General features: G+C 70.4%; 20 protein-coding genes. 15 read left to right on the forward strand and 5 right to left on the reverse strand.

What is annotated here, in order from left to right:
* The first annotated feature begins 51 nt into the window (after positions 1 to 51).
* Both ACO07H_RS02265 and ACO07H_RS02270 read left to right on the forward strand, forming a co-directional pair.
* Complete coding sequence (locus ACO07H_RS02265; RefSeq protein WP_422010682.1) at positions 52 to 1,407, forward strand: O-antigen ligase family protein; 1,356 nt, start codon at positions 52 to 54, stop codon at positions 1,405 to 1,407.
* Positions 1,408 to 1,450: 43 nt separating this feature from the next.
* Positions 1,451 to 3,151 (forward strand): Wzy polymerase domain-containing protein, encoded by a 1,701-nt coding sequence (locus ACO07H_RS02270; protein WP_422010684.1) that lies wholly within the window; start codon positions 1,451 to 1,453, stop codon positions 3,149 to 3,151.
* Here the strand turns inward: ACO07H_RS02270 and ACO07H_RS02275 are convergent.
* A complete protein-coding gene (locus ACO07H_RS02275; RefSeq protein WP_422010686.1) occupies positions 3,126 to 4,100 on the reverse strand; it encodes a DMT family transporter in 975 nt (324 codons plus the stop codon). The two genes, ACO07H_RS02270 and ACO07H_RS02275, sit on opposite strands and share 26 nt — an antisense overlap.
* A 76-nt stretch (positions 4,101 to 4,176) precedes the next feature.
* Here ACO07H_RS02275 and ACO07H_RS02280 point away from each other — a divergent pair, with 76 nt between their 5' ends.
* Positions 4,177 to 5,040 (forward strand): LysR family transcriptional regulator, encoded by an 864-nt coding sequence (locus tag ACO07H_RS02280; protein WP_422010688.1) that lies wholly within the window; start codon positions 4,177 to 4,179, stop codon positions 5,038 to 5,040.
* 4 nt (positions 5,041 to 5,044) lie between these two features.
* Here the strand turns inward: ACO07H_RS02280 and moaC are convergent, their stop codons facing one another.
* On the reverse strand, positions 5,045 to 5,527 hold the full coding sequence (moaC, locus tag ACO07H_RS02285; protein ID WP_422010690.1) for a cyclic pyranopterin monophosphate synthase MoaC: 483 nt from the start codon (positions 5,525 to 5,527) through the stop codon (positions 5,045 to 5,047).
* 237 nt (positions 5,528 to 5,764) lie between these two features.
* Here moaC and ACO07H_RS02290 point away from each other — a divergent pair, with 237 nt between their 5' ends.
* Positions 5,765 to 7,369 (forward strand): M48 family metalloprotease, encoded by a 1,605-nt coding sequence (locus ACO07H_RS02290; protein WP_422010692.1) that lies wholly within the window; start codon positions 5,765 to 5,767, stop codon positions 7,367 to 7,369.
* A gap of 76 nt (positions 7,370 to 7,445) precedes the next feature.
* Here the strand turns inward: ACO07H_RS02290 and ACO07H_RS02295 are convergent, their stop codons facing one another.
* Entirely contained in the window at positions 7,446 to 7,796 is a 351-nt protein-coding gene (locus ACO07H_RS02295; protein ID WP_422010694.1) for a phage holin family protein, read from the reverse strand.
* Between the two features lie 130 nt (positions 7,797 to 7,926).
* Between ACO07H_RS02295 and ACO07H_RS02300 the strand changes: the two genes are divergently transcribed.
* From ACO07H_RS02300 to ACO07H_RS02330, 7 genes are all read left to right on the forward strand, one after another.
* Complete coding sequence (locus ACO07H_RS02300) at positions 7,927 to 8,679, forward strand: energy transducer TonB (RefSeq protein ID WP_422010696.1); 753 nt, start codon at positions 7,927 to 7,929, stop codon at positions 8,677 to 8,679.
* A gap of 95 nt (positions 8,680 to 8,774) precedes the next feature.
* The gene (locus ACO07H_RS02305; protein WP_422010698.1) at positions 8,775 to 11,045 is read left to right on the forward strand and encodes a TonB-dependent receptor; all 2,271 of its coding nucleotides are present in this window, start codon (positions 8,775 to 8,777) and stop codon (positions 11,043 to 11,045) included.
* A gap of 19 nt (positions 11,046 to 11,064) precedes the next feature.
* A complete protein-coding gene (locus tag ACO07H_RS02310) occupies positions 11,065 to 11,748 on the forward strand; it encodes a Fe2+-dependent dioxygenase (protein ID WP_422010700.1) in 684 nt (227 codons plus the stop codon).
* Positions 11,745 to 12,881 carry an alpha-hydroxy acid oxidase gene (locus ACO07H_RS02315; RefSeq protein WP_422010702.1) on the forward strand — a complete coding sequence of 379 codons (1,137 nt, stop codon included), beginning with the start codon at positions 11,745 to 11,747 and terminating at the stop codon, positions 12,879 to 12,881. Before ACO07H_RS02310 ends, ACO07H_RS02315 begins: the two co-directional genes overlap by 4 nt.
* Positions 12,878 to 13,168, forward strand: a complete 291-nt coding sequence (locus ACO07H_RS02320; protein WP_422010704.1) for a PepSY domain-containing protein — start codon at positions 12,878 to 12,880, stop codon at positions 13,166 to 13,168. Before ACO07H_RS02315 ends, ACO07H_RS02320 begins: the two co-directional genes overlap by 4 nt.
* A 3-nt stretch (positions 13,169 to 13,171) precedes the next feature.
* Positions 13,172 to 13,726 (forward strand): cytochrome b/b6 domain-containing protein, encoded by a 555-nt coding sequence (locus ACO07H_RS02325; RefSeq protein ID WP_422010706.1) that lies wholly within the window; start codon positions 13,172 to 13,174, stop codon positions 13,724 to 13,726.
* A gap of 221 nt (positions 13,727 to 13,947) precedes the next feature.
* Positions 13,948 to 14,373, forward strand: coding sequence for an SWIB/MDM2 domain-containing protein (locus ACO07H_RS02330; RefSeq protein ID WP_422010708.1), 426 nt, complete (start codon positions 13,948 to 13,950; stop codon positions 14,371 to 14,373).
* Positions 14,374 to 14,466: 93 nt separating this feature from the next.
* On the opposite strand, the gene ACO07H_RS02335 is transcribed toward ACO07H_RS02330, so the two are convergent.
* Positions 14,467 to 14,859 (reverse strand): response regulator, encoded by a 393-nt coding sequence (locus tag ACO07H_RS02335; protein WP_422010710.1) that lies wholly within the window; start codon positions 14,857 to 14,859, stop codon positions 14,467 to 14,469.
* 226 nt (positions 14,860 to 15,085) lie between these two features.
* Here ACO07H_RS02335 and ACO07H_RS02340 point away from each other — a divergent pair, with 226 nt between their 5' ends.
* A complete protein-coding gene (locus tag ACO07H_RS02340) occupies positions 15,086 to 15,940 on the forward strand; it encodes an MHFG family PEP-CTERM protein (RefSeq protein WP_422010712.1) in 855 nt (284 codons plus the stop codon).
* On the opposite strand, the gene uvrA is transcribed toward ACO07H_RS02340, so the two are convergent.
* Positions 15,907 to 18,816 (reverse strand): excinuclease ABC subunit UvrA, encoded by a 2,910-nt coding sequence (uvrA, locus tag ACO07H_RS02345; RefSeq protein WP_422010714.1) that lies wholly within the window; start codon positions 18,814 to 18,816, stop codon positions 15,907 to 15,909. The genes ACO07H_RS02340 and uvrA overlap by 34 nt on opposite strands.
* Positions 18,817 to 19,050: 234 nt before the next feature.
* On the opposite strand from uvrA, the gene ACO07H_RS02350 reads away from it, so the two are divergent.
* The 3 genes from ACO07H_RS02350 (at position 19,051) to ACO07H_RS02360 (ending at position 23,862) form a co-directional block, all read left to right on the forward strand.
* Positions 19,051 to 19,332 (forward strand): hypothetical protein, encoded by a 282-nt coding sequence (locus tag ACO07H_RS02350; protein WP_422010716.1) that lies wholly within the window; start codon positions 19,051 to 19,053, stop codon positions 19,330 to 19,332.
* Positions 19,333 to 19,487: 155 nt separating this feature from the next.
* Positions 19,488 to 20,738, forward strand: a complete 1,251-nt coding sequence (locus ACO07H_RS02355) for a hypothetical protein (protein WP_422010718.1) — start codon at positions 19,488 to 19,490, stop codon at positions 20,736 to 20,738.
* 97 nt (positions 20,739 to 20,835) lie between these two features.
* Positions 20,836 to 23,862, forward strand: a complete 3,027-nt coding sequence (locus tag ACO07H_RS02360) for an ATP-binding protein (RefSeq protein WP_422010720.1) — start codon at positions 20,836 to 20,838, stop codon at positions 23,860 to 23,862.
* The last annotated feature ends 21 nt before the right edge of the window (positions 23,863 to 23,883 follow it).

The raw sequence follows: 23,883 nt of genomic DNA on the forward strand, positions 1-23,883 counted from the left end.
ATGCGCGCTCTCCGCACCTTGGGGTCGCAATCGCAGCTCGCCTTGCTCGCCTTGGCGCTGCTGACCACACCCTGGATCTCGACGGCCTGGGCGGCGCATGACATTGCCCGGGCCGTACAACTTTCGCTGATGCTGGCCGCCAGTGTCTTGCTGCTCTCCCAAGCGCCTCCGCGGTTGCCACCGCAGCTGGCAGCAGCCACGGTGGCGCTGCTGGCCCTTGCATTGGCTGCGTGTGCACTGGCACCCGCGCCGCTGGCCGCCTTGCAAGACCTGTGTCTGCACCTCGGCTGCGTGGCACTCATGCTGGGCCTGAGCCAAGCTTATGCCGGGCCAGGTTCAGCGGTGCTGGAGCGGCTGATGGCGTCGGGACCCTTGGTTTACGCCGCAGTGGCGCTTGTCATCTTCATCGCCGCACTCGCAACGGGTCAGATGCTGGACGCGCGCGCCCTGCACATCGGCTTCAACAACCCTCGATTCTTGAACCACGCCCAGACGGTGTTCGTACCGTGGCTGGTCATCATGTTCAGCATGGACAAGCGCCAACAGCGATGGCGATGGCTGGCTTTGGCAGCAGCGCTGTTTCACATCGGCCTGGCTTACCTGGGCGTGGCGCGAGGCACCGGCATGGCATGGATGGCTGCTGTGCTGGTGTTGGCCCTGGCGGGCGCCCGGGTTCAGGCGCTGCGGCTCGCCGCCACCCTGGCCTGCGGCTTGCTGCTGAGCGTATTGCTGTTCGAAGCTCTACCCCGCGTGACGCACCTCGAATGGAACACGCCATTCGCCAGAGCTGCCGAGGCCGGGCAAGATCACTCCCGGCTGAAGTTGTGGTCGTACGCTACCGATCGAATCCTATCGTCGCCATGGCTGGGCGCCGGGCCCATGCAGCTGGCCACCATTTCGCAGGCGCCAGCAACCCATCCTCACAACATCTACCTGCAATGGGCCAGCGAGTACGGCGTGCCGGCCGCTGTGCTGGCCAGCTTGCTGATGCTGACACCGGCGGCGCTGCTGCTGAAGCAGGCGAAGGTCAGCCTAGAGGCTAGCGACCGTGCTCGATGCCAAGCCCTCGCCGCCATCAGCATTGCGGTGATGGTGGACGCTACGGTTTCCGGAAATCTGGTACTGCCAGTCTCGCAGCTCTGGGTCGCCTGGTTGTACGCGCAAATGCTGGCGGCGCTACGCACTCGCCCCCCAGTGCAAACAGTCCCTCTGGCGCGAGGTGCAAAGTGGTGCTTTCGAGTTGGGCAGGGCCTGCCGTGGCTGCTGGTGACCAGCCAACTCGTGCTGGCACTCCTGGCTTTGGCGCAGGCACGCTCGTCTGTGGAGCCTCACGTCGGTGAACATGCAGCCACCTATGGCCCCCGCGGCATCCCACGACCCCGGTTCTGGCTGGATGGTCAGCTATGAGGCTGCGCAACACCGCCCGGCGCCCATGCCATCATGCGCGCCCATGTCCACCAAGACCCTCGCTCCAGCTGAGGCCGCAACGCTCGGCTTGGTCGCTGCCGCCGCGCTCCCCCCCCTGCTGGCCTACAACCAGACCCCGGCCGCCACGCTGTACAACCAACTGCTGGCCCTCGCAGGCTGGGGCGTTGCGCTCATGCTGGCGGCCCGCGTCACGCCGGGCTGGCGGGATGGCCTGAAGAGCCCCGCATCGCTCGCACTGCTGCTGCTGCTCATCGCGCCGCTCAGCTCCGTGCTGTGGCGCTCGCTGCCGGCCTCGCTGGGCCTGGGTGCCACCGCCGTCATCGGCGCCGGCCTGGCCGTGTTGCTCGTTGCGCAGGGGCTGTCGCGCGAGGCGCGCCTGCGCGCTGCGCAGGCGCTGTGCTGGGGCTTGCTCGCGGCCGGTCTGGCCAGCGTCGCCATCGGCCTCATCCAGGTCTTCGCGCCCGCGCTGGCGGACGGCGATGTCATCGCCCGCTCCGGCATCGCCGGCCGCGCGGTCGGCAACCTGCGCCAGCCCAATCACCTCGCCAGCCTGATGATGTGGGCCGCCGTCGCGGCGGTGTTCCTGACCGAACGGCGCGGCTGGCGCGCGGCGCTGCCGGCGCTGCTGTTCGCGTTCGTCTTCACCGTCGTGCTGAGCGCGTCGCGCACCGGCTTCATCGGCATCGCGATGCTGGCCGTGTGGGGCCTGGTGGACCGCCGCCTGTCGCGCAGCGCGCGGCTGAGCCTGCTGGCCACGCCGCTGATGCTGGGCGTGAGCTGGTGGCTGATGGCGCAGTGGTCGGCCGAGAGCGGCCATGCCTTCGGCGCGGCTTCGCGCCTGTCGGAAGGTGCGGGCTCGCCGTCGCGGCTGGCCATCCTGCGCGACGCCTGGGCGCTGACCGTCGCCAACCCGTGGCTGGGCGTCGGCTGGGGCGAGTTCAACTTCGCGTGGAGTCTCACGCCGTTCCCGACGCGCCCCATCGCGTTCTTCGACCACACGCACAACCTGCCCGCGCAGCTGGCCGTGGAGCTGGGCCTGCCCTGGGCGGGCGCCGTGCTCGCACTGCTGGGCTGGGCGCTGTGGAAGGCCTGGCGCGGTGCCGCGCGAGCCGGCGAGGACGCGCCGCTGCGCCGCGCCGCGTTGATGCTGGTGCTGACCATCGCGCTGCACAGCCTGCTGGAATACCCGCTCTGGTATGCGTACTTCCTGCTGCCGGCCTGCTTTGCGCTGGGTCTCGCGTTGCCGGCCGACGAAGGCGTGGCACCGGCCCCTGCGTGGCCCTGGCACCTGATCGGCGGCCTGCTGATCGCCGGCAGCGCCTTCGCCGTGTGGGACTTCCAGCGCATCACCGTCATCTATGCGCCCAGTGCCGATGCCGGGCCGCTGGAAGAGCGCGTCGCCGCCGGCCAGCGCTCGCTGTTCTTCAGCCACCAGGCGGATTACGCCGCCGCCACCAGCTTCCCGCCGGGCGCCCTGGCGCTGGATGCCGCCCGGCGCACGGCCTTCAGCCTCGTCGATGCAAGGTTGCTGATGCACTGGTCCCGTTCGCTGGAGGCCACGCGCGACCTCAACGGCGCCCGCTACCTGGCCGACCGGCTGCGCGAGTTCCGCAACCCGACGGGCGACACCTGGCTCGCGGTGTGCGCAGAGCCCGCTTCGGCGCCGCTGCTGCCGCAGTGCCAGCCGGCCTCGGGTGTCATCGACTGGCGGACGCTGCGCTGAGCGGTCGTCGGCGCAGCCGCCGCAGTTGCTTCGACAACGCGGCATGGCCGCTGACGCAGGCGATGCTGAGCAGCACCAGCGCGCTGGCCGCGATGAAGCGCGTCTCCAGCGGCTCGCCCAGCAGCCACGCGCCCAACACCAGGCCGAACAGCGGCGTGAGGAAGGCGAACACGCCCAGTTGCGTGGCCCGATAACGGCGCAGCAACCAGCACCAGGTCAGGAAGCTCGCGAACGACACCACCAGACTCTGGAAGCCAAGGTGTAGCCACACGGCGGGCGTGAATTCGACATGCCACTGCCCCGTCAACCACGCCCCGGGCAGCAGCAGCGCCACGGCACCGAGCAGTTGGTAGAGCAGCGTCTCGGTGGCCGGCGCACGCGCCAGCGCCGAGCAGCGCAGGGTCACCGTGGTCGCGCCCCAGGCGACGCCAGCCAGCAGCGCCAGGGCATCGCCCAGCAGCACCCGTCGGTCGGCGCCCGCAGAGAAGGCGTCGCCGCCGAGGAAGGCCAGCGCCGTGCCGCAGAAGGCGAGTGCGATGCCCAGCCACTGCCACGCGCCCAGCCGCTCGGCCGGCAGGCGCCACTGCAGGCCCAGCGCTGCGAAGATGGGCGCCGTGTACAGGAAGACGACGACGTGGGAGGCGTGCGTGAGGCGCAGCGCCTCGGCCACCAACAGGTATTCCACACCGAACAACGCACCGGCCAGCAGGCCCGGCTTCCAGCGGTCGCGATTCGCCGCCTCGCCACGGTGGCGCATCAACGCCACCAACAGCAGCACGGCCACCACGGATCGCAACGCCACCATCAGCATGGGGGTGGCCTGCGGGGCGATGGCTTTCAGCGAGACCTGCTGCAGGCTCCAGACAAGGCACAGCAGCGTCATGACGCCTGCTGCACGGGCGTCCAGCGCGGCAGGCCGGGGCGATGTGGGCGGGTGGTGCAAGGACATGGCGCCGCCAATGTGCCCGGCCTTCAATATCGTGAAAAGCGGATAATTCAAGACCATTCCATTCGTTGATCGAAACTTGCCTGACCTGCAGACCGACTGGCTGAAGTGCTTCGTCGCCACCGTGGATGCCGGCTCGCTGTCGGCCGCCGCGCCCGAGATCCATCGCTCGCAATCCGCCGTGAGCATGCAGATCAAGAAGCTGGAGGCCGCGCTCGGCTGCCAGCTGTTGCTGCGCGGCCCGCGCCAGCTCCAGCTCACGCACGAGGGCCAGGTGCTGCTGGGCTACGCGCGGCGCATGCTGGACCTGCAGGCCGAGGCGCAGGCGGCGCTGCAGGGCGAGGCGGTCACCGGTGTCGTGCGCCTGGGCGTGCCGGACGACTACGCCAGCAAGTACCTCACGCCGGTGCTCAAGCGCTTCGCGCCGCGGCATGCGGGCGTGGAGATCCAGCTCGACTGCGAACAATCCACCGCGCTGATCCCACGCGTGGCGCGGGGCGAGCTGGACCTGGCGCTGGTGTCGCGCGACCACGCCCGCCGCGGCACGCTGCTGTTCCACGAGCCCATGGTGTGGGTGGGCTCGCCGCAGTTCGACGTGTGGACGCGCAACCCGCTGCCCATCGCCGTCTATGAGGAAGCAAGCCTGGGCCGGCGCAGCGCCGTCCAGTCGCTGGCGCAGCAGGGACGGCCCTACCGCATGGTCTACAACAGCTCCAACCTGGCGGGGCAGATCGCCGCCGTCGAGAGCGGTCTGGCCATCGCGGCGCTGACGCAGTGCAGCGCGCCGGCACACCTGCAGATCCTGGGCGCAGCGCACGGCCTGGGGCCGCTGGAGCCCATGCAGGTGGCCGTCTACCGCAGCCGCGCGTCGCGCAGTTCGGCGGCCGTCGACAGCCTGCACCGCATGCTGGTGCAGACGCTCAGACAGGCCGGCCTCTCGTGACGCCTCAGACCTGCGCCGTCCAGTCGCCCGACTTGCCGCCGTGCTTCTCCAGCACGCGCACCTGGCCGATGACCATGCCGCGGTCTGCCGCCTTGCACATGTCGTAGACGGTCAGCAGGCCCACCTGCACGGCGCACAGCGCCTCCATCTCGACGCCGGTGCGCCCCAACGTCTCGACCTGGGCGCGGCACAGCACGCGGCTGCCGGGCTCGTCGAGCTCGAAGTCCACCGCCACGCGCGTGATCGGCAGCGGATGGCACAGCGGCACGAGGTCAGCGCAGCGCTTGGCGCCCTGGATGGCCGCGATGCGGGCCACGCCCAGCACGTCGCCCTTCTTCGCCGTGCCGCTGGCGATCAGCGCGAAGGTCTCGGGCTTCATGCGGATCTCGCCGGCCGCGACGGCGATGCGGTGCGTCTCGGCCTTGGCCGACACGTCCACCATGTGGGCCTGGCCTTGCGCGTCGAAATGGGTGAGAGGACTGCTCATGTCGAAATTCCGTCTGTCGGGCCGAGCGCCGGGCCGCTCCCAAGCCGGCCCGTGGGGCGATGTGCTTGCGGCTCGATGCCGCGAGCATCGCCGTCCCCTCGGGGGACCGACCAGTCGCGCTCGCGTTCAGCGGTGCGCGTCTGGGCGAGGGGCCTGGTCGTGCCTGGAAACAAAGGGGCAAGCGGTTGCAGGCATCATAGGAGGCTCGCTCATGGCTCACGCCGTTGCCCGATGACGATGAAGAAGTTCGCCTCCCGTCCCCTGCTCAGCCTGCTCGCTGCCGCCAGCCTGCTGCTGCCCGGCGCGCCGCTGAATGCGCAGGTCAACCTGCCGGCGCTGGGCGACTCGGTGTCGCAGGATCTCGACGTGGGCGCCGAGCGCCGGCTGGGCGACCAGGTGATGCGCCAGATCCGCATCGACCCGGACTATGTGCTGGACCCGCTGCTGCAGGAGTACCTGGACGGCATCTGGGACCCGCTCGTCAAGGCGGCGCGCAAGCTGGGGCAGATCGGCGACGAGACCCAGGCCCGCTTCGCATGGGAGCCTTTCCTGGTGCGCGACAAGAGCATCAACGCGTTCGCGCTGCCGGGCGGTTTCGTCGGCACGCACCTGGGCCTGATCGCGATGACGTCGTCGCGGGACGAACTCGCCTCGGTGCTGGGGCACGAGCTGTCCCACATCACGCAGCGCCACATCGCACGGCGCATCGCCGGCGAGTCGCGCAACAGCATGATCGCCATCGCCGGCATGCTGCTGGGCGTGCTGGCGGCGTCGCGCGGCAACATCGAGATGGCCAACGCGGGCATCGTCGGCGGCCAGGCGGCGGCCACGCAGCTGTCCCTGAACTTTTCGCGCGACATGGAACGCGAGGCCGACCGCGTGGGCTTCAACGTGCTGGTCGAGGCCGGCTTCGCGGGCAGCGGCATGGTCAGCATGTTCGAGCGCATGGACCAGGCCTACCACCTGATGGACTCGGGCGCGTATCCGTACCTGCGCTCGCACCCGCTGACCAGCGAGCGCATCGGCGACGCCCGCACGCGGCTGGCGCTCGAACCCTTCGCGCGCCCGCGCGGACTGGCCGAGCACGCGCTGATGGCGGCGCGCTCGCGCGTGCTGATGGACCCGCGCGTCGAAGCCTGGAAGGTGCTGGAGAACTACGACGCCGGTGCCCGCAACCTGAAGGACGGCGGCAACGGCTATGAGCAGCTCGGCGCACGCTACGCCGCCGCACTGGCATCCATCAAGCTGCGCAACTTCGACCGCGCGGAGGCGTCGCTGCGCAGCGCCGAACTGACGCTGCAACTCATCAGCCCCAGCCCCGCCGAGACGGCCGCGGCCCTGCGGCAGTTGATCTACCTGCGTGCCGAATTGGCCCAGGCGCGCGGGCGGCCTGCCGAGGGCCTGGCCGCGCTGGACACGCTGAAGGGCGAGAAGTCGCGGCCCATGCTGATGCAGCGCGTTGACCTGGCGCTGGCCAGCGGCACTGCGGACACGGCCGGCCCGGCCTTGCGCGAGGCTGCTGATGAACTGCAGACACACGTCAGCCTGGAGCCCCACGATGCGCTCGCCTGGTCCAAGCTGGCCCTGCTGTGGACCCGGCTCGGCCAGCCGCTGCGGGCCGTGCGCGCCCAGGCCGAGATGCATGCGGCGGCGGGCGACCTGAACGGCGCCATCGACCGGCTGCGCTCCGGCCTGCGCCAGTCACGCGGGCCGGACGCAGACCAGGTGGAGGCCTCCGTCATCGACGCGCGGCTGCGCACGCTGGTCTACGAACGCCAGGGCATCCTGGCCGAGATGTACAAGGGCCGCTACATCCCACCCGACGTCGAGCTCCCGGACTGACGTCAACCGCGGGCTGAGCGACCGGCCGCCTGGCCTTGCCCGCGTTCAGCGGAGCCGCACCCGGCGAGGGGCGCCGTCAGTCGGGGAACACGCGCTCGATGACCACGTCGATGACCATGCCGCACAGGCTGTAGATCAGCGAGCCGATCAGCGCGGCGCCGAAACCCGTGACGGCCAGGCCGTCCAGCACCGACGCGGCCGTCCAGAACATCACCGCGTTGATGACGAACAGGAACAGGCCCAGCGTCAGCACCGTCACCGGCAGCGTCAGCAGCACCAGCACGGGCCGCAGCAGCGTGTTGAGCAGGCCCAGCACCAGCGCCGCGATCAGCGCCGACGTGAAGCTTCTGACGACGACACCAGGGTAGAGGTGCGCCACCAGCAACAGCGCACCTGCCAACAACAACCAACGGACGAGGATCTTCATGGGCGCCGAGCATATCGGGCGGGCGCCCGCCCCGGTGTGGCGCCATGGCCGCATCGGTCCCTCATCAAATAGGAATCGTTCGCATTCGTGTTAGTATTTTCCTCTGAACTGCTGCAGCACCGCCTTGCCCGTGAAGCCCGCCCTCGCCTTTGTCGCCCCTGCACCGACCGCCGCGCCTGCCCGGCCTGCCGCGGCACGCGCGCAGCCGCGGCCGAGCTTTGTCGAGACGTCGGCCGGTGCGAGCCGCCAGCGCCTGCTGGCGGCCGGCGTCGTCGCGCTGCATGTGCTGGTGCTGTGGGGCCTGAGCCAGATGCATGACGTGCGCCGCACAGTGGCGCGCATCGCGCCCGTGGTGGTGCGCCTGATCGCCCCGGCCGAGCCGCCGCGGCCGCTGCCGCCGACGCCCGTGGCGATGCCGCAGTTGCAGGCACCGGCACCGACCTTCATCGAGCCCCCGATCATCGCGGTCGTGGCCACACCCGCGCCGGCGGCCGTCGTCGCAGCGCTGCCGCCGCCCCCGCCGACACCCGCGCCCGCCACCGTGCAGGCGGCGCCGGTGGTGGCCCCGGCGGTCGTGCCGCCGCCGGTGCCCGCCCTCAAGCAGGTGCCCGCCAGCGCGGTGCGCTACCTGAAGGAGCCGCGCATGACGGTGCCGCTGATGTCCAAGCGGCTGCGCGAGTCCGGCATCGTCCACCTGCGCGTCGTCGTGGACGTGCGCGGCATGCCGCGCGAGATCACGCTGGCGAAGTCGTCCGGCTTCGCACGCCTGGACGAGCAGGCGCTGCAGGACATGCGCAGTGCCCGCTTCGTGCCGCAAACCGACAACGGCCAGCCCGTCGAGTGGGAGGTCATCACGCCGATGTCCTACGAAGTCGACCGCTGACCGCCCTTCCCGTTCCATAACCAGCCATGCCGTGGGTGGCGCGTGACGCCGCCGTGGGCAAAGCCATGCCCATTCACGATCCATCGGAGAGCTCCATGTCCCGCAACAAGAACACATCGACCGCCGCACGGCTGCCCATCCTGCCTCTTGGCGCGCTGGCGGCCGGCTTCGGCCTGGCCTCGGCCGCGCTGGCCCAGACCGCACCGGCGCCAACGCCTCCCGCACAAGGCGACAACGTGCTGCCCGTCGTGCGCGCCCGGGCCAGCGCCGAGAAGCAGGGCAAGGACGACTACCAGGCGACCGAGACGCGCATCGGCAAGGGCAAGCAGGACATCCGCGACATCCCGCAATCGCTGACGGTCATCACCGAGAAGGTCATGGACGACCGCAACTTCAGCAACGTCAAGGAAGTGCTGAAGAACACCTCGGGCATCACCTTCCAGGCCGCCGAGGGCGGCGAGGAAGACATCAAGATCCACGGCATCTCGCTGCAGAGCACCGGTGACATCTTCATCGACGGCATGCGCGACCCGGCGTTCTACGACCGCGACACCTTCTTCCTCGACAAGATCGAGCTGCTGCGCGGCTCGGCCTCGCTGCTGTTCGGCCGCGGCTCCACGGGCGGCGCGGTCAACCAGGTGACCAAGCAGGCGCAACTGGCCGACCAGAACCAGATCGACGTGTCCATGGGCAGCCACGGCGCGCTGCGCGCCATCGTCGACCTGAACAAGCGCACGGGCGAAAACGCCGCATTCCGCGTCAGCGCCATGACCAACACCGCCGACAGCAACGGCGCCGGCTCCAAGATCGACAAGCGCGGCATCGGCGCCAGCTACCGCTTCGGCATCGACGAGACCGATGAGTTCGGCATCACGGTCTACGGCCTGCAGAACGACAACGGCATGAACTACGGCGTGCGCTGGATCAGGCAGAACGCTGCCGACCCCGTGGCCGGTTCGCTGAACACCAAGATGGACCCGGACGCCTACTACGGCCTGGCCAGCGACTTCAACAAGGGCACGGCCTATTACGGCATGCTCACGCACACCCACCGCTTCTCCAAGGACACGGAGCTGGTGACCCGGGTGCGCGCCGCCAACTACTCGCGCGACCAGCGCGCCACGCTGTGGAACTTCGCCGCCGCGGCGCAGCAGCCGGGCGGCCAGGCCGTCACGCTGGACAACCTCAGCCCTGCCACCGTCATCACGCGCGGCTTCCAGCCCAAGAAGCAGGACATGCAGACGGTGACGGCCCAGAGCGACCTGAGCACGCGCTTCAAGGCGCTGGGCTTGGAGCACACCCTGCAGACCGGCGTCGACTTCGCCAACGAGAAGAAGCAGGTCTTTGCCCAGGTCACGGCCGCGCAGGGCGGCGTCGTGCCGGCGCGCCCCAACACCACGGTCGGCACGCCGTACGACGGCGCCAGCATCGACGAGAGCCTGCGCAGCTACCGTGACAACAACGCCTACACCTCCAAGGCCTACGGCGGCTACCTGCAGGACATGATCCAGGTCGCGCCGATGTGGAAGCTGCTGGCCGGGCTGCGCTATGACAGCCTCAAGGGCGACTACGAGCAGTACACCGTGCCGACCGGCGCGCTGACGCCGGTGACGACGACCCGCTACAAGATGAAGGTGTCGGAATGGAGCCAGCGCGCCGCCGTGCTGTTCCAGCCCAACGAGCAATGGTCCTTCCACCTGATGGGCGCCACGTCCTTCAACACCTCGGGCGACGCCTACTCGCTGAGCGCGGCCAACCAGGACATCCCGCCCGAGAAGTCCGTCAACGTCGAGCTGGGCGCCAAGTGGGACAGCGCCGACGGCAAGCTCAGCCTGCGGGCCGGCGCCTTCCGCAACACCAAGCTGCACGAGCGCAACACCGACCCGCTGATCACCAACCTGGTGACGCTGTCGGGCAAGCGCCACGCCGCCGGCCTGGACTTCGACATCGTCGGCCGCATCACGCCCGAGTGGGAGGTGTTCGGCAACTTCACCTGGATGCCGGTGGCCAAGATCGACATCTCCAGCGCCAACACCGGCGAGGTGCAGGGCTCGCGCCCCTCGCTGTCGCCGCGCTACTCCGGCAGCCTGTGGACGGCCTACCAGGTGCTGCCGCAGCTGCGCCTGGGCGCCGGCCTGAACGCCCGCAGCAGCCAGACGCCCATCCGCAACCCGGTCGGTGTCATCGCGCCCAAGTTCGTCACGGCCGACGTGATGGCCGAGTACGCCGTGGTGCCCGATCAGCTGAGCTTCAAGCTCTACGTCAGCAACGTCGCCAACAAGCTCTATGCTGACCAGCTCTACACGTCCTTCTACGTGCCGGGCACGGGCCGCGTGACCACGCTCACCGGCACCTACAAGTTCTGACGGAATCCCCTCGCCCACCATGCTGCTGAAGATCGAAGACGTTCTGGATGCGGCTGGCCTGGCGAGGGCCCGCGAGCTGCTGGCCACGGCCCCGTGGGCCGACGGCCGCACGACCGCCGGCCGCCAGGCCGCGCAGGTCAAGAACAACGAGCAGTTGCAGCCCGGCAGCGAGCAGCACCGCGAGCTGCAGGCGCTGGTGCTGCAGGCGCTGGAGAAGCATCCGCTGTTCTTCTCCGCCACACTGCCCAAGCGCGTGCTGCCGCCGCTGTTCAACCGCTACGCCGGCGCGAGCAATGCCTACGGCAGCCATGTCGACCAGGCGGTGCGCTACCTCCCCGGGGGCACTCAACGCGTGCGCACCGACATCTCCTGCACGCTGTTCCTGAACGACCCCGGCGACTACGACGGCGGCGAACTGGTCATCGCCACCACGTTCGGCGAACAGCGCGTCAAGCTCGCCGCGGGCGCCCTGGTCGTCTACCCCGGCACCAGCGTGCACCGCGTCGAGCCGGTCACGCGCGGCGAACGGCTGGCCAGCTTCTTCTGGATCGAGAGCATGGTGCGCGCCGACGAGCAGCGCCGGCTGCTCTACGAGATGGACATGAGCCTGATGCAACTGCGCGGCGAACTGGGCGAGACGGCCGAGCTGGTGCAGCTGACCGGGACGTATCACAACCTCCTGCGCATGTGGGCAGACACGTGAGCCAACCGCTCATCGAGAAGCTGCCCGACGGCCTCGTCAACCTGGCCGACTTCGAAGCGCCGGCCAAGGCCCGCGTCAGCGACGCCGCCTGGGCCTATCTCAACGGCGGCGCGGCCGACGAACACACGCTGCGCGCCAACCGCGCCGCCTGGGACGCCCTCCGCCTGCAGCCGCGCGTGCTGCGCGACCTGGCCGGCGGCCACACGCGTGTGACGCTGCTGGGCCGCGAGCTGCTGCACCCCATCCTGCTGGCGCCCATCGCCTACCAGCGGCTGTTCCATGCCGATGGCGAGACGGCAATAGCGCACGCCGCGGCCGCGCAGGGCGCTGGCGTGCTGCTCAGCGCGCAGGCCAGCGTGCCGATGGAAGAAGTGGCCGCGCCGATGCGGGCCGACCCGACCGCCGGCCCGCTGTGGTTCCAGCTCTACTGGCGCGACGACCGCGACTTCATGCGGGCGCTGCTGCGCCGCATCGAAGCCGCCGGCTTCCAGGCGCTGGTGCTGACCGTGGACGCGCCCGTGCACGGCGCGCGCGACCGCGAGCGCCGCATCGGCTTCAAGCTGCCCGACGACATCCGCGCCGTGAACCTCGGCGGCCTGAAGAAGCCGCTGAACCTGCAGCCCGGCCAGAGCGCCCTCTTCGACGGCCTGATGCCGCGCGCCGCCACCTGGCGCGAGATCGACTGGCTGCGCGCGCAAAGCCCGCTGCCGCTGCTGCTCAAGGGCCTCACGCACGCGGACGACGCCCGCGAAGCGCTGGCCCGCGGCGTCACCGGCTTCGTCGTCTCCAACCACGGCGGCCGCGCGCTCGACACGCTGCCGCCCACCACCGAACTGCTGCCGCCACTGCGCGCCGCGCTGGGCCCCGACGTGCCGCTGCTGGTCGACGGCGGCATCCGCCGCGGCACCGACGTGCTCAAGGCCATCGCGCTGGGCGCCGACGCCGTGCTGCTGGGCCGCCCCTACGTGCACGCGCTGGCGGCCAGCGGCGCTTTGGGCGTGGCCCATGCGCTGCGGCTGCTGCGCGACGAGCTGGAGATCGCCATGGCGCTGTCCGGCTGCAAGACTCTCGCCGACGCCGGCCCGGCGCTGCTCTGGCCCGGCACCCCCTCCGCCGAAAGGACCTCCCGATGAAACGCCTCCTCCTCACCGCCGCCCTCGCTGTTGTCGCCTCCAGCGCCTTCGCGCACGGCAACGTGTCCTGCCCCGCCGTTGCCAAGGAAGAGAAGAAGCCACAGATGGAACTGCAGAAGAAGCTCGAAGGCGAAGGCTGGAAGGTCCGCAAGGTCCAGAACTACAACGGCTGCTACGAGGTCTACGGCTTCGACGGCACCGGCAAGAAGGCCGAGGCCTTCTTCAACCCCAAGACCTTCGAACGCATCTACCCCGAGGGCGAACAGCCCGAAACCGCCGCGAAGTAAGCGGTGCGCATACGCGTCTGGGACGCGCTGGTGCGCGTCCTGCACTGGACGCTGGCCGCAGCGATCGCCACCTGCTGGATCAGCGGCCACTGGCCGCCCCGCGACTTCGACGCCGTGCACCACACCGCCGGCTACGTGGCCGCCGCGGCGGTGGTGCTGCGGCTGCTCTGGGGCTTCACCCGCGGCACAGCCGCTCGTTATGCCCGCCTCGCGCAGTTCGTGCGCAGCCCGCGTGCGGTGCTGGCCTATGCCCGCGCGATGCGCGCCGGCCGCGAGCCGCGCTACCTCGGCCACAACCCGCTGGGCGGCTGGATGGTGCTGGCGCTGTGGGCCACGGCCGCTGCGCTGTCCCTCAGCGGCTGGCTCTACACGACCGACTGGCTGTGGGGCTACGAGTGGTTGTCGGACCTGCACGCCTGGCTGGCCTGGGGCATCGCGACCCTCGTCGTGGGCCATCTCGGCGGCGTCGTCGTCACGAGCTGGCGCCACCGCGAGAACCTCGTGGCCGCGATGTTCAGCGGCGCCAAGCGCGCGCCCGAAGGCGACGACGTGGCGTAGGACAAGCAGCGCAAAACCCAGGAATGATGCGGCCTTGCGACATGCGAGGCCTGCGCGGCCCGATTTCATGGGCCTTTGCGGGTGATTCCCTCTATGAAAGCCTTCTCTTCCCCTGGGGAGCGCAGTACCATCGCCGCCGCAGGGTGCTAGAGAGAAATGAAGGCTTACGCGGCCTTCACCCGGGCCCGGCACATCAACAACCTTTGATGGAGAGAATCGACATGGCAACTGCGAAGAAGGCCGCGCCCGCGAAGAAAGCGGCGGCACCGGCAAAGAAGGCCGCCGCACCGGCGAAGAAGGCGGCAGCGCCTGCGAAGAAGGCAGCGACGCCGGCCAAGAAGGCCGCGCCCGCGAAGAAGGCGGCGCCTGCGAAGAAGGCGGCAGCACCCGCCAAGAAGCGCACGCCAAACGCCGCCTTCATGAAGGCCCTGACCCCCAGCGCCGCACTCGCGGCCATCGTCGGCGCAGCCCCGCTGCCGCGCACCGACGTGACCAAGAAGGTCTGGGAGTACATCAAGAAGAACAAGCTGCAGGACGAGCTGCAAAAGCGCGTCATCGTTGCCGACGCCAAGCTGAAGGAAATCTTCGGCAAGGCCAAGGCCGACATGTTCGAGATGACCAAGCTGATCAACAGCCACCTGAAGTGATGCGGTGCCGCGCAAGCGGCCTGCATGCGATCGAAGCCCGGCCATGCCGGGCTTTTTCTTTGGCGCGTTGCGCGTGCCGTCGGCGCGGCGGCGTCAACCGAGCAGGCGCTGCAGCGCGGTCTGCAGGCGCGGGACGTCGATGGGCTTGAGCCAGTAGTCGTCGAAGCCGGCCGCCCTCGCGGCGCGCACGACGGCGCCCGGGTCGTCGGCCGACAGCGCCACCCAGCGCGTGCCCTGAAGCGAGGCCGCCAGGCCGGCATCCGCGACGACGCGCTCGCGCAGCGCCAGGCCGGTCATGTCGGGCAGGTTCATGTCCACCAGCACCAGCGCCGGCTGGCACTCGGCCAGCGCCGCCAGCGCTTCGGTGCCGGTCTCGGCGCAGCGCAGCGCCCAGCCCGGCAACAGGCGGAACACCTCTTCCATGAGGATCAGGTGGATGCGGTCGTCTTCGACGTAAAGCACCAGCGGCGCGGCACGGTCGGGCATGGGAAGCAAGGCAGGCGGGGGAGCGGCCGGCACGATAGCAGCATTGCCGACACCGCCGGGCAAATGATGGCGACGCGCCGTTCCTCGCCGCTTCCCCGCCGCTTCCGTGATTTATCTCACCCCCGGGGCACCCCCTCATTGCGGGGTTTCAACGCGGAGTAACCCCTATGCATCCCTAACATTCAGGTCATGCGTCCTGCGTCGGGCGCGTCCGCTTGCAGGTCCCATGTCCTTGATCGCCACGTTCGCCCTCGCCGCCTCGGCCGGCGCCACGCTGCCCCAGTGCAACTGGGACCGGCCCGGCGTCGACCCGTTCATGGGCGACCTGGTGGCGGCCGTGGATCGCTACCAGGACATCCCCGCGGCCACCCGCGCGAAGCTCAAGGCCCGCATGCAGACGCGCAGCTACGACGACATCGCCGTCATCGAGCGCGACAGCATCCACGGCAAGGCCAGCTACGCGCCGGAGATCCGCGACATGCATTTCGGCGCCGGCTCGGTCTGCCGCACGGTCACGCGGGCGAAGTGGACGGCGCAGATGCAGGAGCGCGGCCTCGTCTACTGCGAGGACGGCCAGTGCATCCTGGTGCCCACCGTCTGCCGCAACGTCAGCCGCATCCGCCGGCTGGCGCCCGCCGCCACCGCCCCGGCCCAGGCGGCCAACGTCGCGTCGTCGACCCGCGAGGGCGACGACGCCACGCCGCTGGAATTCGAAGCCCCTGCCGCCGGCCCGATGGCCGCCGCGGCGCCGGACAGCTTTGCCGGCAAGTCCGGCCTGCCGACGCTGGACAGCGCGCCCGCCGACGGTGGCGGCTTCAGCCTGGCCGGCGGCAACGCGCCGGGCACCGGGTTCCAAGGCGGCGCAGGCGGCGCAGGCGGCGCAGGCGGCGCGGGCAGCCCGGGCGTGGGCGGCATCGGCATCCCGGCCCTGCCGCCCGGCACGACGCGCCCCACCGACAGCATCGATCCACCGCTGGACAGCACCACGCCCGCCGTGCCGGAGCCCGGCACCTGGGCGATGCTGGCCGCCGGCCTGCTGGCCGTGATCTACCGCGCGCGGCGCAGCAGGGGCGCCAGGTAACGCCCCGTGTGGCTGGCCTCGCAGGCCGCCACATCCTCCGGCGTGCCGGCCACCAGCAGCCGGCCGCCGCCGGCGCCGCCTTCCGGGCCCATGTCGACGAGCCAGTCGGCCGTCTTGATGACGTCCAGGTTGTGCTCGATGACGACGATGGTGTTGCCGGCGTCGCGCAGTTGGTGCAGCACCTTGAGCAGCAGCGCGATGTCGGCGAAGTGCAGGCCGGTGGTCGGCTCGTCCAGGATGTAGAGCGTGCGGCCCGTGTCGCGCTTGGACAGCTCCAGCGCCAGCTTGACGCGCTGCGCCTCGCCGCCCGACAGCGTGGTCGCGCTCTGGCCCAGCTTCACATAACCCAGGCCCACGTCCAGCAGCGTCTGCAGCTTGCGCGCCAGCGCCGGCACGGCGTTGAACAGCGTGAAGGCGTCCTCCACCGTCATGTTCAGCACGTCGGTGATGTTCTTGCCCTTGTAGAGCACCTCCAGCGTCTCGCGGTTGTAGCGCTTGCCGAAGCAGACGTCGCAGGGCACGTAGACGTCCGGCAGGAAGTGCATCTCCACCTTCAGCACGCCGTCGCCCTGGCAGGCTTCGCAGCGGCCGCCGGCGACGTTGAAGCTGAAGCGACCGGCGCCGTAGCCCCGCTCGCGGGCGGTGTTCATCTCGGCGAACAGCTCGCGGATGGGCGTGAACAGGCCGGTGTACGTCGCCGGGTTGGAGCGCGGCGTACGGCCGATGGGCGACTGGTCGACGTTGATGACCTTGTCGAACGCGTCCAGGCCCTCGATCTCGTCATACGGCGCCGGGTCGGCATGGCTGCTGTAGAGCTTCTTGGCGACGGCCGCATAGAGCGTGTCGTTGACCAGCGTGCTCTTGCCCGAGCCAGACACGCCGGTCACGCAGGTCAGCACGCCGACCGGGATCTCCACCGTCACACCCTTGAGGTTGTTGCCGCGGGCGTTGACGATGCGCAGCACGCCGCCGTTCGGCGCCTGGTGGCGCGACTTGGGCACCTCGATGCGCGCCGCGCCGCTGAGGTAGCGGCCGGTCAGCGAGTTCGGGTCGGCCGCCACCTGCGCCGGCGTGCCCTGCGACATGATGCGGCCGCCGTGCACGCCGGCGCCGGGACCCAGGTCCAACACCCAGTCGGCCGCGCGGATGGCGTCCTCGTCATGCTCCACCACCAGCACCGAGTTGCCCAGGTCGCGCAGGCGGCGCAGCGTGGCGATGAGGCGGTCGTTGTCGCGCTGGTGCAGGCCGATGCTGGGCTCGTCCAGCACGTACATCACGCCGGTCAGGCCCGAGCCGATCTGCGATGCGAGGCGAATGCGCTGCGCCTCGCCGCCGGACAGCGTGTCGGCGCTGCGGTCCAGGCTCAGGTAGTTCAGGCCCACGTCGTTCAGGAAGCGCAACCGTGACGAGATCTCGCGGATGACCTTGTCGCCGATGTCGGCCTTGTTGCCCTTGAGCTTCAGGCCCTCGAAGTAGTCCAGGCATTCGCGCAGCGTCGAGTGCTCCACCTCGTAGATCGGCCGCCCCTTGAAGCCCTCGGGCGCGTCGGCCGGCTGCAGCACCACATGCCGGGCCTCGCGGCGCAGGCGGGAGCCCTCGCAGGCCGTGCAGGGCTTGGCGGCCATGTAGCGCGCCAGGTCCTCGCGCACGGCGGCCGAGTCGGTCTCCTTGAAGCGCCGCTGCAGGTTGGGCAGGATGCCTTCGAAGGGGTGCTGTCGCTTGACCGAGCGTTTCTTGCCGGCCGCCGTCTCGGCCTGGTAGACGAAGGCGATGTCCTCCTCGCCCGAGCCGTTCAGCAGCACCTGCCGGGCCGCGGCCGGCAGGCTCTCCCAGGGCGCCTCGACGTCGAACTTGTAGTGCGCCGCCACCGCTTCCAGCAGCGAGAAGGTGTAGGGGTTGCGGCGGTCCCAGCCCTTGACGGCGCCGCTGGCCAGCGACAACGTCGGGAAGGCGACGACGCGGTCGGCGTCGAACACCGTCACCTGGCCCAGGCCCTCGCAGCTCGGGCAGGCGCCCACCGGCGAGTTGAACGAGAACAGGCGCGGCTCCAGCTCCGGCAGCGAGTAGGAGCAGACCGGGCAGGCGAACTTGCTGGAGAACAGCGTCGTCGCACCGGATGCCATGTCCAGCACCAGCGCGCGGCCTTCGGCCTGGCGCAGCGCCGCCTCGAAGCTCTCCGCGAGCCGCTGGCGCAGGCTGTCCGCGGCGTCGTGGCGCAGCTTGATGCGGTCGATGACGACGTCGATGTCGTGCTTCTCGGTCTTCTTCAGCGCCGGGATGTCCGGGGCCTCGACGGTCGCCCCGTCCACCCGGAAGCGCACATAGCCCTGCGCCTGCAGCTCCTGGAACAGCTCGACGAACTCGCCCTTGCGGTCACGCACGACCGGCGCCAGCAGCATCAGCTTGCTCTCGTCCGGCATGGCCAGCACGGCGTCCACCATCTGGCTGACGGACTGCGCCTCCAGTGGCAGGTGGTGGTCCGGGCAGAACGGCGTGCCGGCGCGGGCGTACAGCAGGCGCAGGTAGTCGTGGATCTCGGTGACCGTGCCGACCGTGGAGCGCGGGTTGTGGCTGGTGGCCTTCTGCTCGATGGAGATGGCGGGCGACAGGCCCTCGATGACGTCCACGTCCGGCTTGTCCATCAGCTGGAGGAACTGGCGCGCATAGCTGGACAGGCTCTCGACGTAGCGCCGCTGCCCTTCGGCATAGAGCGTGTCGAAGGCGAGCGACGACTTGCCGGAGCCGGACAAGCCCGTGATGACCACCAGCGCATGCCGCGGCAGGTCGACGTCGATGTTCTTCAGGTTGTGCGTGCGCGCGCCGCGCACGCGGATGAATCTGGATTCGGGGATGACGGGCAGATCCGGGAGAGCCATGGCAGTTTTCACAGTCGAACCGGCCATGATAGGCCGCCGTCATGCCGAACGCACCGGAGCGCCCGTGGGGACATGCTCGGACGCCCAGGGACTGACGGTTCATCGTGGCCGCATGCAGCTCGCGGCCTGCGTCTGGCGGTTCATCGCAGTGCGCTGGCGGCGCGCCGGGCCGGTGACGAAACTGCTTGCATCGACACAGCAATTCCGCTGATCGAACACCCCAGAGGACGCATCATGAACACCACCACCCTGATCCAAGCCGCCGCCGTCGCCGCCTTCGCGTTCACCACCTTCGCCGCCAATGCCGCTGCGCACGATGTCGTCAAGCTGCCCCGCGTCGTCGTGACCGGCAAGGCCGCAACCCAAGTCAACCAGCTGCCGCGCGTCGTGGTCACCGGTTACGCCATCCGCGACGTGGCCCAGCTGCCGCGCGTCGTCGTCAACGGCCTCAGCGAAGCGACGCTGCTGCGCCAGCAGAACCTCGCCACCGCCGCTACCGCTGCCCGCCGCGTCTGAGCCCCGCATGCCGATGCCGCAAATGACCCATCCCGACCGAGCCGACCCGCCGGCGCAGCAGGCCACCGGCCCGCGCTGCGCCGACGAGTCGGCTTGGCACCAGCCAAGAACGCCGGACTGAAAGACAATCCGGGCTTCTGATAGGGAGCCCGCCTGTGAAAGAAGAGCTGCGCAAACGCCGGTCCTGGCTGGATGGCTTCATGGCCTACCCCGCGCCGGCAGGCATGAGCGAAACCCAGCTTCGCGACAACATCATCGTGCTCGACCAGGCGCTCTACGCGCTGTGGAACCTGGGCGACAACCTCGTCTTCGCCTGGACGCCCGAGCCGCGCGGCCTGCGCGTGATCGTCGCGCCGCACCAGATGCTGTCGGAGTTTTCACTCGGCGACGGCACCCTCGCGCCCGCCGAGTTGACGCGCCGCGCGCGCCTGCTGGACAAGATGTTGTCCAACCAGGAACACCTGGATGCGCAGGCCTTCGATGCCGTCAGTGCGGCGCTGGACATCGCGCCCAAGTTCATCCAGCTGCCCTTCCTGCCCGAGCACGGCCTGGGCCTGCCGCTGATCGCCGCCATCACGGCGCGCTACGGCATCCGCCTGGTGGAAGACCGCGCCGTCATCCTGTTCGACGCGGTCGGCTTCTCGCTGCTGTCGCCGCTGCAGCAGGTCGTGCAGCTCAACAGCCTGTCCTGCTCCGTCAATGCGGCCTACGCCAAGCTGCTGGACCGCGAGATCAACATCAACTTCGCGCGCACCACCACCGGCGACGGCTTCTACATCTGGAACCGCATGCGCGGCGTGGAGGCCAACGTCGAGCTGTACCAGCTCTTGCAGTTCATCCTGGCCGACAACGCGCTGGCGCGCGAACGCGCCACGCGCCCGGAGTCCGTGCCGCGCCTGCGCGCCTGCTTCCACGTCGGCTCGCATTACGAGTTCTACCAGTCCGAGGGGCTGAACCCGACGTCGTTCAGCTATTTGGTCGGGCAGGTCACCATCGAACTGGCGCGCATGATCGACCATGCCCAGCCAGGCCAGATCCTGGTGGGCAAGTTCAACACGCTGATGCACGACGAAACCACCGGCGAGGACGTGCGCATCGACAGCCTGGACTTCGTCGAGCGCACGCGCGCGCCGCTGCGCAGCCTCAACGGCCTGAAGCTGGCCGGCTCCGAGGTCGACGAGATCGCCTGCTACCTGACCGGGCGGCAGGACGCGGCCGGCCGGTGGGGCATCAGCGAGTACCACATGGCCGACAAGCACGGCCTGATCCACCGCGTCTACAACGCCAAGATCAACATCCACCGCCGCAACGGCGAGCCCATCTACCTGGGCCTGCGCGAGGAAGACCTGCCGCCGCACGCCCAGCGCACCGTGGCAGAGACAGATTTCACGCCAGTGCAAGGCTGACGGCGGACAGCCCCCCAATTTTGTCTAGGACCCGGCCGCGAAAAGGCAGCCGCCCGACAGCCCGGCGCCGCCTGCAACGGCTAGCATCCGCGGCGTTGTGACCGAGTCCTCCGCCACCTTTGCCGCCAGCACCACCGCCGTCGGCCAGCGACGGCTGCTGACACTGCTGTTCGTCGACCTCAGCGGCTCGACGGCGATGGCCGAGTGGATGGAGGCGGAGCACTACGCCGCGATGCTGGCCAGCCTGCGGGCGCTGTACGAGCGCATCGTGCCCCACCACGGCGGCGTCATCGCGCGCATCCAGGGCGACGGCATGCTCGCCCTGTTCGGCCATCCCGACGTGCGCGAGGACGACGGCCGCCGCGCGACCGAAGCCGCGCTGGAGCTGCACGACGCCGTGCGCGGATTGCTGCCGCCGGGCCCCCGGCCTGCCGACTTCAAGGGCCTGACGCTGCACAGCGGCATCCATGCCGGCATCGTGCTGGTCAACGAAGGCGACCAGATGCGCGGCCGCTTCGAGCTGCTGGGCAATGCGCCCAACATCGCCGCACGGCTGTCCGAGGCGGCCAAGGCCGACGAGATCTTCGCCAGCGAGGAGAGCCTGGGCCTGCAGAGCCAGTTCTTCGAGACCGGCCCGCGCTTCTCGCTGCAACTGCGTGGCCGCGCGACGCCATTGGCCGTCTACCGCGTGCTGGGCCGCTCGGCCATCGGCCGGCGTTTCGATGCCAGCGTGCGCCGCGGCCTCGCCCCCTTCGTCGGCCGCGACACCGAACTCGCCGCGCTGGACGCGGCGCTGGCCCGCGCGCTGGCCGGCCGCACGCTGTGGCTGGGCGTGCGCGCCGGTGCGGGCGTGGGCAAGACCCGGCTGACGGAGGAGTTCCTGCGCCACGCGGAAGACCGGTCCGGCCAGCCCTGCCGCATCCACCGGGGCTACTGCGAGAGCTACCTGAGCGCCGAGCCGCTGCAGCCCTTCCTGCAGATGCTGCGTGCGATGGATGGCCTGGCCGACACGCCGCAGGGCATGCCGCCCGAGCTCTTCACCGCGCTGCAGAGCCCGCCGGCCCAGCGCGCCGACGCGCTGCTGGCACTGCTGCTGGCGCTGGCGCGACGCACGCCGCAGCTGGTCTTCATCGACGACCTGCAATGGGCCGACGACGCCTCGCTGCGGCTGCTGCACCGCCTGCGCGCCAGCGCCGAGCGCGACAGCCTGCCGCTGCTGCTGCTCACGGCCAGCCGGCCGCAGCCCACGCAACCCGCCGAGGCCCTGCCCGGCGCCAACGACGACCACGCCGAGATCATCGAGCTGCCGCCGCTGACCGAGACCGAGGCCGCGCGCGCCGTGCAGCAACTGCTGCCGCAGATGGACCCCTTCATCGCTGCGGAGGTGCAGCGCCATGCCGGCGGCAACCCGCTGTTCATCGAGGAGCTCTGCCACGCCGCGGCAGACGCCGGTGAAGGCCGAGGCGGTGTCGCGGCGGCGCAGAGCAGTGCGGCCTGGCTGGCCGCGCTCGTGGAGTCGCGCGTGGGCCGCCTGCCGCCGGAACAGGCGCAACTCGTGCGGTTGGCGGCCGTCATCGGCAATGTCATTCCGGTGTGGCTGATGCAGGCCATGTCCGGCTGCGGCGAGCAGCACCCGGCGGTGCGGGCGCTGGCGGCACAGGATTTCATCTTCCCCGACCAGCAGCCCGGCCAGCTGCGCTTCAAGCACGGCATCACGCGCGACGTGGTCTACGAAGCCACCGGCCTGCACGAGCGGCAGGCGCTGCACCGGCGCATCAGCGCCGAGCTGAGTGCGCGCGGCGGCACGGAGGCCGCGCTGCACGAACAGCTCGCCTATCACGACGCCGCCGCCAACGACTGGCCCGCCGCCGCCCACCACGCCGAAGCCGCAGGCGACCAGGCGCTGGCCGCCTCGGCGCTGGACCGTGCGAAGAAGCAGTTCCGCGCCGCGCTGGCCGCGCTGGAGTTCCTGCCCGACGGCGACGACGAGGGCCGGGCCCGCCGGCGCCGCTGGATTGCCATCGCGCAGCGCCTGGGCATGGCCTGCGTGTTCGACGCGTCGCAGGACGACCTGCGCGTGCTGCGGCATGCCGCGGCACTCGCGCAGGCCGAGGGCGACGCCGGCCTCATCGCGCGCACCGAGTACTGGCTGTCCTACGTCGGCTACGCGCTGGGCGAGACGCGCGACAGCCTCGCCCACGCGCGCAACGCCGTCAGCATCGCCCAGGCCTGCGGCGACCATGCCTTGCTGGCCCAGTTGCCCGGCACCGTCGGCCAGCTGCAGGCCGCCGCCGCCGACTACGCCAACGCGCTGCCGATGCTGGACCTGGCCATCGCGCGCCAGCGCACCCGCGCCAGCAAGAGCGCGCTGAACCAGATCGGCCTGTCGTTCTCGTTGTGCTGCCGTGCCTACGTGCTGGGCGACCAGGGCCATTTCGCGCAGGCCCACGAAGTCTTCGCCGAAGCCCTGGCGCCATTCGACGGCAGCGGCCATGCCGTGGAAGCCAGCATCCAGGGCTGGCGCGCCGCCGTGCTGCTGTGGCAGGGCCGCTGGGCCGAGGCCCGCGAGGCCGCGCTGCGGGCGCACCGCGTCGGCGCCCAGGTGCGCAGCATGTTCACCTGCGCCATGGGCCAGGCGGCCGGCGGCTACGGCGCCTGGATGCAGGAGGGCGATCCGGCCGCGCGCCAGCGCATCGTCGATGCGACCGCCTGGCTCGCGCCCCGCGGGGGCGGCCTGTACAGCAGCTTCAACCACGGCTGGCTGGCCGACATCCTGTCCACCCAGGGCGACGCTGGCGCGGCACGCCACCACATTGCGCTGGCCCTCAAGCGCGGCCGCCAGCACGACTGGATCGGCGGCGCCATGGCCTACCGCGCAGCGGCCCGGCTGGCCGCACGCATGGGCGACGCGCCGCGCGCTCGCCGCTATCTGGCCCTGGCGCGGGGCGCTGGCGAGCAGCGCAACTCCGACCACGAGGCGGCCGTCACGGCGCTGCTCGAAGCCGAGCTGCGCCTGGACGACGGCTGGCGCGACGCGCTGGACCTGGCGTGCGCCGCGTTCGAGCGCCTGGCGATGCCGGGATTCCTGGCGCGGGCGCAGCAGCTGAGCGAGCCCGGCCGTTAGGCGACCTCCTACATCGCAACC

Source organism: Roseateles sp., assembly GCF_965229315.1.
Taxonomy (GTDB): Bacteria; Pseudomonadota; Gammaproteobacteria; order Burkholderiales; family Burkholderiaceae_C; genus Pelomonas.